Consider the following 14,597-nt stretch of genomic DNA (forward strand, 5'->3'; position numbering starts at 1 on the left):
TTAAGAACAGTCAAAAAAAAACCCCGACGATACTGTCGGGGCTGAATATGGTGTTAATAAACATCAATCAATAGCTTACATGCCCCTTGTAGAGTTTGTATGCCACCACCAATGATTATTTTGTAATTGCTTATTCATTATGCTTACAAAAGTGCTATGCAAAAATGACTTAACCAAATTTAATTTAAAAAAACCCTACAAATTTTGTCGGGAACGGCTGTTAACCAATGCGCTCATTAGTTCCATAGCCTTTTCATGGGGTATTGTGTTGCCTGCCTCAGCCTGTTTGATCGATTCCGCTAATTGGGCCAATTGCTGGGGCGTTAATTCGTCTATAATGTCGTATTCACGCTCGTCGTCTTCGTCTTCATGTGGATCGGGACCATGTGGTAATTCTTCTTTCAATTTCTTCTCATCCATAACCAACAATTTAAATAAAAATACGATTTTTACCAATGAATTGCAGCCAGGCCGGAATAAGTTGAAAATGATCAACATACGGGCCGTTGCAAAACACCCCTGACCATTTACCGGGAAAGCTAATTTTGTAATTATTGCTTATTCCTATTTTATTATGGTAATACAACACAAACAATTACACGGCAAAGGTATGTTCTATGTAGGCCAGGATGGCGCTATTTTGGCAGAAATGGTGTACACAATGACCACACCCAACAAAATGACCATTGAACATACCGAGGTTGATGATTCACTGGCTGGAAAAGGCGTAGGAAAGCAATTGGTGTTCACGGCTGTTGAATATGCCCGCACCCATAACATCAAGATCGTACCCCTGTGCCCCTTTGCTAAATCGGTGTTTGATAAGGTCACAGAATGGCAGGATGTGTTGGCATAAGAACCTTATCACCTATCAACCAGCCTTCCTGATCAACTCAACTTCAACTGTCTTTTATACAATTGTATTGTATTCTCATACCCCAGATACAATGCATCACTGATCAAAGCATGCCCTATGGATACTTCCAGCAAACCGGGGATGTGCTGCGCAAAATAAGCCAGGTTGGTAAGGTCAAGGTCGTGACCGGCATTAATGCCAAGCCCCAGTTCATTGGCCCTTTTAGCCGCAGTCACATAACTGGCAATGGCCTGCTCCCTGTTGTTCGTATATTCCCTGGCGTAGCCTTCGGTGTACAGCTCAATACGATCGGTGCCGGTTTCTGCTGCACCATTCACCATCTCAATAACGGGATCTACAAAGATCGACACCCGAATGCCTGCCTGCTTAAATGTCTGGATCATCTCCCGCAGGTAATCGCGGTGTTGAATAGTATCCCATCCATGATCACTGGTAAGCTGCCCTTCAGCATCAGGTACCAGCGTTACCTGGTGAGGCTTTGTTTCCAGTACCAGGTCAACAAACTTTTGTTCGCTGCAATTACCTTCAATATTAAACTCTGTAGTAATGATCTTTTTAATGGCCCGTACATCGCTGTAGCGGATGTGCCGCTCGTCGGGCCTGGGGTGCACCGTTACGCCATCGGCACCAAACCGCTCTGCATCGATGGCCGCTTTTACTACATCGGGATTATTTCCACCGCGGCTATTGCGCAACGTGGCAAACTTGTTAATGTTTACACTCAGCTTTGTCATGCCCAAAATTAAATTTAGTTACTAAATTTTAGTAACTAAATTTTTAACTAAATCTTTTCGCAATCAGGAGCTATATTCAAAAAAAAAAGGAGTTGTTTTTGCAAACAACTCCTACGGGGTTAGGGGTTTTTAAAACTATTTCTTTAGCCTTTTGAAATTTGAGTGCTGTATAACACGTCACCTTCCAGATCAACAATGTCCAACGAATACACGCCTGAAGGCAAAAATTCTACTTCGCTTATATTGGTTATGTTTATTCCTTTTACCAGAAACCAACTGAACATTTTTACGATCTTATCATCCTCATCGAACATCCGCACAATTACATGCTTACCTTGTGCACACGTTACATCGAGCGTTATAGAAGTGAAAAACGGGTTTGGGCGGACAACAACTTTTGGGATCATATTTTCTGGGTTTGGAACTTTTGATGCGCCATCGTTACCACCTGATCCGGCCTGGTCAATTTGTAATATCCTACTAAGTTTTTGCCGCATTGAAACAGCGTTTTTTTCTGCTTTGTGCTTTTCTGAATTATGATTATGGCTTAATGGTATCACAAAATCGTTTATAAAGGGGTTACTAATGGAATGCCACATTTCAACACACTCATAATCAGCATTATACTTCATGAGCAGGCGACCTATTGTCTCAGTTTGGGATAAAACTTTATTAATTTGGGAAAGGTGGGGCCGATTTTCGCGTATAAATTCTATTTTTCCCTTTTATCAGAAAAAACCCAGGTACGGATTTTTCTATCACAAACTGGAAAACTGTTTACTTTTCTACTCGGGTGCTGCATAAAATGGCACCGCTTTGGTCCATTACATCAAGTAAATAGGAGCCATTGCTTAATTTATTCAAATTATTAATATTGCTTATATTAATCCCTTTCTTCAGCTTCCACAAAAAAAGACTGATGATCTTTCCGGTGGTATCGGCCATTCTTACCACGCCTGGCTGGTCTTCCGATGCCGTAATCTCAAGGGTAAGGGATGAAACAAATGGGTTAGGACGGGTTGATATCACGTTTACAGCCATCATATGCTAGTCATTTACGGTTAAGAGTTGTTTGCTATCATTTTTCGTTCAGGGTCATCATAGGTATTCGATTAAAGTGCCAAAAAACAACCAGCTGTAATACAACAACTTACACATTGCTGTTGGAACGTTTTATTCTCATTTCCGGAAAATATGTTGGAAAACGGGAAAAGGGAATCTTTACCAATTATGGACAGCAAGTAGTCATTTTCACTATAATACCCCCCTGAAACAGGTGTGTAGAACTACCTCTTATTCAAGCCAGTAGTATAGATATCCCGTAGATATCCCGTATATGTCCCGCATGTATCCCGTATATATGCCGTTCCTTTATAGGTACGGGATATCCAGGGCTTATGATTGCTATAAATCCAGCTTATTTCCGGTATACCTGTAAGTATGACCAGCATAAAAACAGGGTTACCCATATGGATAATCCTGTGTTAGTATAAATAAACTATAGTTTAATGATCTCTTTTCCTTAGAACCTGGCTACCAGCTTCAAATTCAACAACCGGGGTGTAAGCCGGTTTGGCATGGCAAAAACGGTGTTGGAAAAGTCTTTGATCAGCATGTAGGAGATCGTATTATCCCTGTCAATCAGGTTAAACACTTCGAGGGTAGCCCAAATATTCTCAAAATTACGGAAGGGACTATGGCTACGACGGTTGCTTTTTTCACTATCCAGCAACAGGGCGCTGAACCCGATATCGATCCGGATATATGGATCGATGATCAACGCATTGCGGTATTTTACACTTCCCGGAATGTTATAAGGCAGGTTGCTGCCATACAGGAAGTTAAGATATACTTTGAAATTCTTGTTGGTACTGAGGTAATCCTGCAGGAACATCCCAAACGTAAGTAACCGGTCGCTGGGCCGGCGTAACCAGCCTGCTTCTGTCAGGGAGCTGTCTTTTAAAGCGCCCAGCGAATCGAGCGTATAATTGTAATAGGTATCGCCTTTCAGGTTTTCGCGGGTGCGCATAAAACCCAGACTGATCCAGCTTTCAGCATCTTTAACCAACTCGCCAAACAACCGTGTTTCTAAACCGGCCGCGTAAGCCTTCGCACTGTTCTCCCCAAAATAACGCAACCGTACATTGTCGATATCATAAGGCACCACATCCCACATGTTTTTATAATAGGCTTCCATTGTCCAGCGGAAAGGGCGGTTACCCGAACGGAAATTATAATCGAACCCGGCAGATGCCTGCCAGCTTTTCTGGGCTTTCAGGTCTTTGTTCACCGAGCCATCGTACCGGCGTAATTCGCGATAAAAAGGCGGTTGGTTATAAATACCGGCAGCGCCACGGAAAATGACATCCCGCTTCCAGTGGGCAGGTTTCCAGCTAAAGCCAACGCGGGGCGATATCAGTAATTCATTATTCAGGTCGTTGTAATTATACCGCACACCGGCCTGCAACACCACGCCCATTGAATCGTGCAGAATGATATTATCCTGAACGTATCCGCTTAGGCGGGTAATGGTAAGATCGGCTTTTGAATTCAATACTTTATTCAACCCCAAACTATAGGGGTCATAGGGCAGACTGTAACCGGCTGAATCCTGGTATTCCCATTCATGGAGTTTATCAGTCACAGTTTGCCGTTCTGCACTTTGTCCCCATTGCAGGTAATTTTTACCCAGGTCGAGCATCCCTTTGTGGGAGGCATTCCAAACCTGGATATTGAGTTTGTTACGGGCATAGTTCTGATACAGACCCGCGCCCAGTGGATTATTGATAAGCCCGAAGTCGGACTTCGTTTTATCAAATTCCCGCTCCCCAAAAATATAGGCGCCGGTAATGTCTATCCCTTCGCGTTCATCATTCTCAAAACGGCTTAACATCCATTTCAGCTTCAGGTTCTTTTTGGGTTGTTGTATAAATGACAATCCCACCATATTGGTCCGGTACCGGTCTTCTTCCCGGCCCGAGAAATAGATATCCATACCCAGGTTGGCGCTGAAATAGGGCGAGAACACAGAGGAGGTAAGCTGGCTGTATTCTGGGATCAGGGTAAACTTGGTTTGGGAGATATTTCCCAGCAGTTCAATGCTGTTCTTTGCATTGATCTGATAGGTGAACAATGCCTGCAGGTCATTTGATGAAGGCACATAATTACCTTGTGTTTCCTGGCTTTTTAGCAGGTTTCGGTTACTGCGGTTACGTACCCCTATGAGGTAACTGAACTTGTTGTTTTTAGTAATCCCTTCCAGGTGTAACCCCTGCTCCAGCAGGCCCACATAGGCTGAACCACCAAATTGCTTTGGCTTTTTATACTGAATATCCAGCACCGATGACATTTTATCGCCATATCTTGCCTGGAAGCCGCCATTGTAAAAGCTCACATTGCGCGCCAGTTCGGGATTAATAAAACTTAACCCTTCCTGCTGCCCGCTGCGTACCAAATAGGGCCGGAATACTTCAAAATCGTTTACATAGATCAGGTTCTCATCGTAGTTACCGCCGCGTACCGAGTACTGCGAGGTTAATTCATTGTTGGAACCGACAAATACTTTTATCAGACTTTCTATTCCCCCTGTGGGCGAAGGAATGTTGATGGCATTTTTGGGGTTGATGATCACCAGGCCGGCTTCCCGTCTTTGGCGCTGGTCGGTAATTACCACGGGCTCCAGTTCGCGGGCACCGCGTTCGAGCCTGATAGCCACCGCCTCTTCTTCATTCTCATTCAACAGGAAATTGCGTTGCTCGGTTTTATAGCCTGTATAACTGAATACGAGGGCGAAGGCTTTATCGGCAGGTACTTTTAAGCGGAAGGTGCCGGAATCGGAGGTAATAACGCCTTTTAGCCGCCCTAAGATCATGACGGACACATTATTCAATGGTTGCTCATTCTCTCCTACCACCCGGCCCGATACCCACGCTACCTTTTTCTGTGCCATTACGCTACCGGATATACAAACTGCGAAGAATACCAGCAAAAAAGGAACGATTTTCACCCGGGTAAAGTTTTTGTTGCGGTCGAAATTAATTGAAAATGTTGGAACGGGCAACTGGGAGAAGGCAATGGGCAATGGGCAATGGGCAATGGGGGCTCGCGACATTCGAGCCGCGCTGATCGGCAGACGGCAGACGGCAGACGGCAGACGGCAGACGGCAGACGGCAGACGGCAGACGGCAGACGGCAGACGGCAGACGGCAGACGGCAGACGGCAGACGGCAGACGGCAGACGGCAGACGGGACCTTCGCTGCGCTCAGGTCCGTTAATGGGAACAACATTGAATGTGCAGTAGGAAATGAATTCATCTCAATCTTCTTCTTCCTTGTTAATGTGTCAACGTGTTAACTGCTTGATCAACTCGTCAACCGGTCAACCCTTATCAACTCTATCAACCCGTACTTATAACGCAAACAAACACTTGCAATTGATCAACATCAATTTACACATATGCTTTACTGATAAGTGGTTTTATGTACCAGTGATCTTATACCAACCAAATCCTGGAAAATTGTTCCCTACCGGGGACTGGCATGGGAACTGGCACGAAATTAAAAAACTGGTTACTAGCATTTTACTTATTTGGCATTCGGTTGGAAATTAGGGTATCAACCATGCGACGAATCAAGATGTAAAAAACAGCTTGCAGGTCATGTGAAGATCAGGTGGTTCCTTAATCTGATTGTAACTACATCAACATATTATCAGGAAGACGGTTTTTTATAAAGGGCTGAATGTCTATTCGGCCCTTTTTTTTGTCCTTATTTAAAACAGACCCGGCTGCAATTCGGTGTAAATATTAAATTGCGTTATATAAGTCCCGCCCTTTTACCCATTTCCGAAGGCAGATTTCCATTTCAAATCTATACTAAATCAAAAATCAACCAATGAGTAACCCAGCATTTCAATTTGTATCACCCGAGATCATGACCAAACTGGCCAGTATTAAACCTTATACGCTGGTAGTATTAATGAAGGGTGAAAATTATGGTCTTAGCGATACTCCCCGCATCATTCAAAGCGAACACCTGCCCTATGTGTTTGAGCAACGCCGTGATAACCACATGGTATTGACCATGCCCATAAAGGACAATGACAGCAACCTGGCAGCTATTGCCATCTATAATACGATCGATAAAGAAGAAGTGAAACGCCTGATGGATAAAGATCCTGCTATAGAAGCCGGTATTTTTGAATATGAAATTGTAACCGGTTTGGGTTTACCGGGTGATAAATTACCATAGCAGACAGCACATTAAAAACAAAAAGCTTCAAGCTGTACAATATAAACTACAACTTGAAGCTTTCCTTTTTTGGTTTTTCATATATTTTTTCCTAACACTAATTAGCTAAAAAAACCGGTGGATAACGCGGGTACGTTTATAACTCGGCTTAACAATTATCCTCCGGTTAACGAAAACGGAACGAACTTAATTTCTCTATTACAAATTTAATTCAAAGGTTTTTTGGATCCACCCAGTGGTGAATCCCACCACAACCAGTACAACAACTATTAGTAAAAGAATTGCCCATGCCGGCATTCCCCGGCGATGCACAGCCGTACGTCTTGCACGATGTCCATTGTTATTGCCATAATCTGTAACCAATTCATTTTCTTTTACCACTCTTGCCTTTATAATATAACCGGCGTATCGGCTGCTGAACGAATCTGTTTCAGCTTGATTTCTCACCATTTGTTCGGCCACAAATAATTCTCCATCAGCAGCAGGTTGATAGGCCTGCACAACTACTGGAAATTCTTTTTCATTTATTACCATAACAAAGTGTTTGCTTCATATATATTTATGCAAATCCGCTGCCATGGCCAACTTCAGCTTATCTACTGAAAATTAACGACATGGATAGCTGAGGAATTATTTTCACACCTCCTTTACCGCTTTCTTTTTACGGGTAGCAGTTTTCTTTCTTCTTGTGGAGGCAGCTGCTGGTTTTGTCATTGCTTTTTTAGGGGCAGGAACGATCTTCGTTTCAGGGGCCTGACTTACGTTTTCCGGTGCGTTTTCGAGTTGAACGATCATGTCTTTCAACATTTTTATCAACCGCTTACGCTGGGCTTTATCGCTTATATTCCATCTGTCTTTATCGGCCCTTTTATGGGCGAGTTTATATTTAAGGCCTGTGAGTGCAGTAGTATAATCATTCGCATTTAACTTACGTACATGCTGATGGGCCAGTATATACCAATGATATTCTGTTCCTATGGGTACACCCGATCCTTCCGGTGCTTTACCTGCCCGCCGTTTGGTGACCGCATAGGTGATGGTCCATAGATCGGGCGTTACTTTTGTTTCTTTCCATTCGCCTTTATCGTAGTACCACTTATGACTACGTCCTATCTTCATTCCTGTATACTTATGCCCTTCAAATTCCTTGAACTGATTGTAGGTTTTGGAAAGGTCCTTATCAGCTTCCTTTTGCGTCCTCTTCTTCGACTTTCCGTTTGCAGTTGCCATACTCACTGTTTTATTGGGTGATGCAAAAATTGCTACGTGCAATCGCTTCTATAAAACAGTATTTCTGTAGACTTTTTTTCTCAGGAAGCTGATAATTATTTACAGGGGCCAGCGAATGGGTTTCCGTTCCTTTGTAGATCGATAAATAGCGGTGAACAGCTCCACTGTTTTTCTTCCTTCTTTAGCCGTCACCAATGGCGTCCTGTTCTCCCCTATGGCTATTATAAAGTCGCGGTTCTGTTGACGAACATAATATTCAACGGGATCGTTGGTAGAATTGAATTCGGCCCGGTCTGCTTTATGAAAGGCTTCCAATTGTTGTTCTTCACCCGGTACCGTCCAGATATCATTTAACGGTGGTTCCAGCACGGCTGGTTGTCCGGGCAGGAACATGGCGCCTCCATCTGTTTGTACACCGGCCGATGCACCATTAGAGCCATGTATATGCACTTTGCCATACAGTCCGGGCTTTTGTGCATTGCTTACGATAATATTGGCCACTGCGCCATTCTTAAACCTGATAATGGCCGATGCCGTATCATCTACTTCTATATAAGGGTGATTTATATTTTGCCACACACCATACACTTCTTCCATTTCACTGCCCATATACCACTGCAACAGATCGAGCTGGTGTGGTGCCTGGTTTACCAGCACGCCACCGCCTTCTTTATCCCAACTGCCACGCCAGGGATTGCTTTTATAATATTTTTCATCGCGCCAGCCATACATCACTACCGAACCTAACATGGGTGTGCCCAGCTTTCCGGCATCTATGGCCTGCTTTATGCGATAACAGGCGGGGTAGAACCGGCGCTGGCTTACCATACCTACCTGTTTGTTGTATTTGGCAGCAGCTTCCATCATGGCATCACAATCTTCCAGGGAAACCGCCAGTGGTTTTTCCGTGAGCACATGAGCGCCCTGCTGCATAGCAATTATAGCGCCTTCGCGGTGAGCGGGATGGGGTGTACAAATAACCACTACCTGTACCTGCTCTTTTTGTATCATTTCGGCAATATCCGAATAGGCCTTTACCCCAAAGCGGGCTGCCGTAGCCGCCGCTTTATCTGCACTGCGGCTTTGCACAGCTACCAGTTCTGTTTCTTCAATGTTCTTTAATGCCTGCGCATGGACCTGGGCCATTTTGCCACAACCGATGATTGCTGATTTGATGCGAGTCATGTTATAAGGTGCTTGTTTCTTAAAGTAAGTCTTATGTATATTGAGTCGTTGGCAATCCTGAATCGGCAATCGGCAGTCGTGATACGTCAAACGAGAAACGTGAAAGTCCTTATTGCAGAGGGTCGATTATTATCGGCAATCCTGAATCGGCAATCGGCAGTCGTGAAATCCCGACAAGTCGGGAAACGAGAAACGTGAAAACCGCAACGCGGCCGGGAAACCTCAATTCTCGCCTGTGGCTCGATGCTAATTCAATTCACATCCTCGCCTGCGGCTCGGTTGATCCATTACAACTATTCGCCTTCGGCTCGTGATTCATTTCACTCTAAACACTCATTTTCTGTTGCCTCTCAATCCTTCAACTTTCCTCTTTCGTCCTTTAACTTTTTCCAGCATACCTCCTACTTCTTACTTCCTTATCAACCCCATCAACTCTATCAACTTCCTTGTCAATCTATTAACTTCCAACATCTTACCTCCTACTTCTTACTTCCTACCTCCTACATCTTACCTCCTTCTGTCTTCCTGGTCAACTGATCAACAGGTTAACTGATCAACTCCCTACCACCTACTTCACAACCCTACCCAACTTCAGGAACAATGGAAAATAAAAACTCTTTATACTATCATCCGGCCACAGGTTAGCGATAACGGTCGCCAACTCATCAACCGGGTTATATTGATGCGCTTTTATAAAATGCTGTACGCTTGACCAGGTATTAAAGTAACCGATCAACTGCTGCCGGTGCCATTGAACGTTTATTCGAAATTCTTTCGAGGGCAAAGGCTCATAGGGAAAAGGCACCTTTGTGTAGTGTTCATCGATGTACCTTCTTTCTTTGTCCCAGTACGCGCCTACGGTATCGCGGTAAAATGATTGGATGAGTGTATTCAGCGCCTCGTCCTCACCTACAATGAGACTATAACCCCAGATGGCAACAATAGCCCCTGGGCGGGCAATGCGCTGTACTTCTTTACCAAATGCTTCAAACTGGAACCAGTGATATGCCTGGGCTACGGTAATACAATCAAAACTGTTATCGGGGAAAGGGGTTTGCTCAGCGGTGGAAACGGCATAGGTGATCCTGTCGTTTGGAATGGCCTGCTGTAACTGCTTTTCGCTGATGTCTGTAGCCATTACCTTTTCAAAATAGCGGGCCAATTCAACGGCAGCCTGTCCATTACCCGTGGCGCAATCCCAGGCCTGTTGGGGGTTGGTTATATGCTGCAAAATGAAGTCATATAATTCGACCGGATAAACAGGTCGGTATTGTGCATACAACGCAGCCTGGTTACTGAAAAGGTCTTTTGCCATACCCTTTATATTTATCTCGTTATCTTTTTCAATTGTGCTATTGTGTCTTTGGGATCTTTTGATTTGAATACGGTGTTACCAGCTACCAGTACGTCGGCGCCAGCTTTCATGATCACGGGTGCATTATCCAGGGTAACGCCGCCATCGATCTCTATTTTGGTAGATAGCCCGCGTTCATCGATCATCCGGCGCAGGGTCCTGATCTTGTTCAGTGTATTGGGAATAAATTTCTGTCCGCCAAAACCCGGGTTCACACTCATGATCAATACCAGGTCAAGATCATCCAGCACTTCTTTTAACGACTCAACAGGGGTATGTGGGTTTAATGCCACACCTGCCTGCATACCCAGCGATTTTATCTGTTGAATGTTGCGGTGTAAATGTACACAGCATTCTTCGTGTACAGTGAGGATATCAGCCCCTGCCTTTTTAAAATCTTCCACATATTTTTCGGGCTCAACGATCATCAGGTGCACATCACAAACTTTAGCAGTTGTTTTTCGAATAAACTCAATGATCATGGGGCCAAATGTAATGTTGGGAACAAAACGGCCGTCCATTACATCTAAATGAAACCAGTCGGCCTCACTTTCATTGATCATTTTACAATCTGCTTCCAGATTTAAAAAGTTAGCTGATAAAAATGATGGTGCTACTATAGCCATGCTAGTTCAGAGTTTAATGTTGAAAGTTGAAAGTTGAAACTACTTTTTCAATCTTCTTATTCCTTCGTGTGCTTCTTCAAAGTTTTTATCAAGGGCCACAGCTCTTTCATAATTCTCCAGGGCCTTGTCTTTTTTACCCATTGCTTCATAACAGCGCCCCATCCAGTACCAGGCATCAGCACTGGTATTGGTAACGGTGGCAGCCATGGTGAATACGCTCAAGGCGCTGTCGTATTTCTTCAGGTCATGTAAGACAATGCCCTTTTCAATATAGGCGTCAGTGAATTTCCAGTCACGGCTTATGCATTGATTAAACATCTGCAAGGCCTTGTCGTATTGTTTGGTATCTGAATAATAACTGCCTTTGAGGTACAAGACGTCATCGGTGATATCAGATGTATCCTTACGCAACAGTTCATCGCAAATGGTGATCACTTTGGGATTTAAGGTAGCTCCATACAAACTCGCCAGGGCCAGTCCGTTGTAATTGATGGGTGCTATCCGGTAGGCATGTTCCAGCGCGGTAATGGCGGCGGGTGTATCTTTTAACTGGGTTAACAAGGCGCCTTTTTCATACCACACTTCAAAATTAGTGGAGTCCTGCTGCGCCCATTCATCGTATTGACCAATGGCTTTTTGGGTTTCGCCAATTTGTGCATAGATCTCGCTTAAACGGCGGTGCAGATCAGGATTGGCGGGCCATTTAACAATGCATTCTTTTAACAGGTCTATCGCTTCTTTCGGGTGATTCACCAACATCAGGTTCGATACATATTGCAGGGCGATATGTTCCTCAGGTTTTAATTCCCAGGCTTGTTTATAATCACCCGCAGCCAGTTCATGTCGATTGTTTTGAGAAAGCAATATGGCTCTTTCCAGGTATAGGTCCTGATTTTGCGGGAATCTTTTAATACTATCGGTCAACCCTGCATAGGGTGGTGAACTTAAAATTTTTTCGGGCGATTCCTTTTCCCCTCCGGACCTGCAACTGTATAACCAACAAAACAAGCCAACTAACAATAAAGGCTGTAAAGAGAACCATTTTTTCATCTGCGTTATATATATTTTTTTCAAAGGCCGGCATGTATTAAAAATATTGTCAACGGTTCGCCTTCGCTAAAGCTACGGCGACCGAGGCAAAACTAACCGATTTTTATCTAGTACTTATGACAATATTCTGACATGCAAGCTATTTAACAAAATTATCTTCATTTAATGGGTACAAATACATATATGAGGCTGTCCCTGCTGGCCGTTATAACTGTTTTTTTCATCACTGCTTTTAACCATGCGCCATTGCCTGTAACGGCTACCTGGCAACAGGCCGACACAATTCTTTATCCTGAAGAAAAACATTTCAGGAATATTCAACAACTAACTTTTGGTGGTGACAATGCCGAAGCCTATTTCAGTTATGATGGCCAATGGCTGGTTTTTCAACGCACCAGTGTTAAAGACGGTCTGCCCTGTGACCAGATCTTTGCTGGCAAGATACCGGCGCCAGGGACCCCATTCACTTACAAAAGGATAAGCAGCGGTAAAGGCAGGACCACCTGCGGCTTTTTTACGAGGGACGGTAAACATATCATTTATGCCTCCACCCATTTGGGTGGCGACAGTTGCCCGCCACTGCCCGACCGATCGAAATATGGTAACAAATACATCTGGCCACTATACAGCAGCTACGATATTTTTATGGCCGATCTGGATGGGAACATCGTTAAGCAGCTTACCCACAGCAAAGGTTATGATGCAGAAGCAACGCTTTCGCCCGATGGCAAAAAGATGATCTATACCAGTGTTAAAGACGGCGATATTGACCTGTACATGATGGACCTGGCGACAGGCAAAGAAAAACGCATTACCAATACGCCGGGTTATGATGGCGGTGCCTGGTTCAGCCCCAATGGCAAAAAGATCATCTGGCGCGCTTCACGACCGCAAACACCCGAAGCCCTGCAATCGTATAAGGAGCTGCTGGCCGAAAACCTGGTAGCGCCTACCCAAATGGAAGTTTTCATTGCCGATGCCGATGGCAGCAATGCCCACCAGGTAACCAATCTGGGACAAGCCAACTGGGCCCCGGCTTTTTTACCAGATAGTAAACGCATCATCTTTGCGTCGAACCATGAATATAAAAGAGGCTTTCCATTCAACCTGTATATTATGCAGGCGGATGGCAGGGGGCTGCAGAAAATAAGCCGGGACAAAGGGTTTGATGCCTTTCCCATGTTCAGTTTGGATGGTAAAAAGATCGTGTTCTGCAGCAACCGCAACAATGGGGGTACCCATGACACCAACATTTTTATTGCCGATTGGGTGGAATGAAGACAGGTTATTCCCGAATCAAATTTGAGATTTCAACTTGCCCCCATTAGCTTTGCGGCCAAATCCCCACATTATGAATTTTTTAGTTGCACTACATAGCTGGCTCCGTTGGATACTTTTGATCTTGTTACTGGCATCAATCGTAAAGAGCCTTTCAGGTTTCAGCGGTAAAAAAGCGTTATCGGCTGGTGACAAAAAATTGTGGTTATTTACCATGATCAGTGCCCATACCACTTTGCTGATAGGATTAATATTATTGTTCGTTGGCAAGTTTGGTATCATAAATGGTACACCTGAAGGAGTAAGCGTAATGAAAGATCCTTTTTATCGCTTTTACTGGGTAGAACATCCGGTGATGATGATCATTGCCATTGCACTTATAACCGTAGGCAGAGGTCAGGCAAAAAAATCGATCTCTGATTATGCCAAATACAAAAAAGCCTTCTGGTTCTTTTTAATTGCATTAGTGGTAATACTGGCAGCAATTCCCTGGCCGTCCAGACCAGGAATTGGCCGGGCCCTTATCCCAGGCATGTAATGTTGAATTGACAATTATATAATATTTATAAAATGCCTTCCGGTCCCGGGAGGCATTTTACATTATTTTCAATCCTGCTAAATACGGCTTTAGCGCATTTACATCGAAAAATAATGCGCTCTAAACCAGTCTTTTCGAATTCTTCTTCACTAACATGACCACCTATCTGCCTCATTTCAACCCACTTATCTCAATTCGTGATGTCATGTAACAAAATGAATTACAACACAATATTCGAGTTACGCTGTACGTTTTTGTGGCGGTTTGTATTTTTTTCCATGTAGCAACGTGGCTTATATGGCTGTAGTATACATAAAACGAAAGGCTTTCCTACTTGCTTGCTCCTAATGAATTATTTATCTAGAGTTTTATTGGATTTGTTTTTATAAGGAATATTTTATTTCGGCAGACTTTTTGAAACTACAAATTGTAAACGTTATCATGACACTTAACACCTTGGTGAGAATCCGTACTA

General features: G+C 43.9%; 16 protein-coding genes. 5 read left to right on the forward strand and 11 right to left on the reverse strand.

Annotated features, from left to right (window positions below; all coding sequences use genetic code 11):
- Positions 1 to 195: 195 nt before the first annotated feature.
- Entirely contained in the window at positions 196 to 420 is a 225-nt protein-coding gene (locus J7I42_RS32670) for a hypothetical protein (protein WP_209144299.1), read from the reverse strand.
- Between the two features lie 154 nt (positions 421 to 574).
- Here J7I42_RS32670 and J7I42_RS32675 point away from each other — a divergent pair, with 154 nt between their 5' ends.
- Positions 575 to 856 (forward strand): GNAT family N-acetyltransferase, encoded by a 282-nt coding sequence (locus J7I42_RS32675; protein ID WP_236065626.1) that lies wholly within the window; start codon positions 575 to 577, stop codon positions 854 to 856.
- A 32-nt stretch (positions 857 to 888) separates the two neighbouring features.
- Here the strand turns inward: J7I42_RS32675 and J7I42_RS32680 are convergent, their stop codons facing one another.
- The 4 genes from J7I42_RS32680 to J7I42_RS32695 all read right to left on the reverse strand — a co-directional run bounded on the left by J7I42_RS32680 (position 889) and on the right by J7I42_RS32695 (position 5,482).
- Positions 889 to 1,611 carry a pyridoxine 5'-phosphate synthase gene (locus tag J7I42_RS32680; RefSeq protein WP_209144301.1) on the reverse strand — a complete coding sequence of 241 codons (723 nt, stop codon included), beginning with the start codon at positions 1,609 to 1,611 and terminating at the stop codon, positions 889 to 891.
- 143 nt (positions 1,612 to 1,754) lie between these two features.
- Positions 1,755 to 2,018 carry a hypothetical protein gene (locus J7I42_RS32685; protein ID WP_205510812.1) on the reverse strand — a complete coding sequence of 88 codons (264 nt, stop codon included), beginning with the start codon at positions 2,016 to 2,018 and terminating at the stop codon, positions 1,755 to 1,757.
- Positions 2,019 to 2,388: 370 nt separating this feature from the next.
- Entirely contained in the window at positions 2,389 to 2,655 is a 267-nt protein-coding gene (locus J7I42_RS32690; protein ID WP_209144303.1) for a T9SS type A sorting domain-containing protein, read from the reverse strand.
- Between the two features lie 478 nt (positions 2,656 to 3,133).
- Entirely contained in the window at positions 3,134 to 5,482 is a 2,349-nt protein-coding gene (locus J7I42_RS32695) for a TonB-dependent receptor (protein ID WP_236065627.1), read from the reverse strand.
- Between J7I42_RS32695 and J7I42_RS32700 the strand changes: the two genes are divergently transcribed.
- Together J7I42_RS32700 and J7I42_RS32705 are read left to right on the forward strand one after the other, a co-directional pair.
- Complete coding sequence (locus J7I42_RS32700) at positions 5,481 to 5,912, forward strand: hypothetical protein (RefSeq protein ID WP_209144307.1); 432 nt, start codon at positions 5,481 to 5,483, stop codon at positions 5,910 to 5,912. The genes J7I42_RS32695 and J7I42_RS32700 overlap by 2 nt on opposite strands.
- A 592-nt stretch (positions 5,913 to 6,504) precedes the next feature.
- The gene (locus J7I42_RS32705; protein WP_209144309.1) at positions 6,505 to 6,861 is read left to right on the forward strand and encodes a YciI family protein; all 357 of its coding nucleotides are present in this window, start codon (positions 6,505 to 6,507) and stop codon (positions 6,859 to 6,861) included.
- A 198-nt stretch (positions 6,862 to 7,059) separates the two neighbouring features.
- Here J7I42_RS32705 and J7I42_RS32710 read toward each other — a convergent pair whose 3' ends face one another.
- From J7I42_RS32710 to J7I42_RS32735, 6 genes are all read right to left on the reverse strand, one after another.
- On the reverse strand, positions 7,060 to 7,395 hold the full coding sequence (locus J7I42_RS32710) for a hypothetical protein (RefSeq protein ID WP_209144311.1): 336 nt from the start codon (positions 7,393 to 7,395) through the stop codon (positions 7,060 to 7,062).
- A 102-nt stretch (positions 7,396 to 7,497) separates the two neighbouring features.
- A complete protein-coding gene (locus tag J7I42_RS32715; RefSeq protein ID WP_209144313.1) occupies positions 7,498 to 8,091 on the reverse strand; it encodes a hypothetical protein in 594 nt (197 codons plus the stop codon).
- 99 nt (positions 8,092 to 8,190) lie between these two features.
- Positions 8,191 to 9,276 carry a Gfo/Idh/MocA family protein gene (locus tag J7I42_RS32720; RefSeq protein WP_209144315.1) on the reverse strand — a complete coding sequence of 362 codons (1,086 nt, stop codon included), beginning with the start codon at positions 9,274 to 9,276 and terminating at the stop codon, positions 8,191 to 8,193.
- 568 nt (positions 9,277 to 9,844) lie between these two features.
- Positions 9,845 to 10,591 (reverse strand): class I SAM-dependent methyltransferase, encoded by a 747-nt coding sequence (locus tag J7I42_RS32725; RefSeq protein ID WP_209144317.1) that lies wholly within the window; start codon positions 10,589 to 10,591, stop codon positions 9,845 to 9,847.
- Positions 10,592 to 10,602: 11 nt separating this feature from the next.
- Positions 10,603 to 11,256, reverse strand: coding sequence for a ribulose-phosphate 3-epimerase (gene rpe / locus J7I42_RS32730; protein WP_209144319.1), 654 nt, complete (start codon positions 11,254 to 11,256; stop codon positions 10,603 to 10,605).
- A 39-nt stretch (positions 11,257 to 11,295) separates the two neighbouring features.
- Positions 11,296 to 12,306 carry a tetratricopeptide repeat protein gene (locus J7I42_RS32735; RefSeq protein WP_209144322.1) on the reverse strand — a complete coding sequence of 337 codons (1,011 nt, stop codon included), beginning with the start codon at positions 12,304 to 12,306 and terminating at the stop codon, positions 11,296 to 11,298.
- Positions 12,307 to 12,489: 183 nt separating this feature from the next.
- On the opposite strand from J7I42_RS32735, the gene J7I42_RS32740 reads away from it, so the two are divergent.
- Complete coding sequence (locus tag J7I42_RS32740; RefSeq protein ID WP_209144324.1) at positions 12,490 to 13,584, forward strand: TolB family protein; 1,095 nt, start codon at positions 12,490 to 12,492, stop codon at positions 13,582 to 13,584.
- A gap of 73 nt (positions 13,585 to 13,657) precedes the next feature.
- A complete protein-coding gene (locus J7I42_RS32745) occupies positions 13,658 to 14,122 on the forward strand; it encodes a hypothetical protein (protein ID WP_209144326.1) in 465 nt (154 codons plus the stop codon).
- The last annotated feature ends 475 nt before the right edge of the window (positions 14,123 to 14,597 follow it).

The sequence above is a fragment of the Niastella soli genome, from assembly GCF_017742245.1.
GTDB lineage: Bacteria > Bacteroidota > Bacteroidia > Chitinophagales > Chitinophagaceae > Niastella > Niastella soli.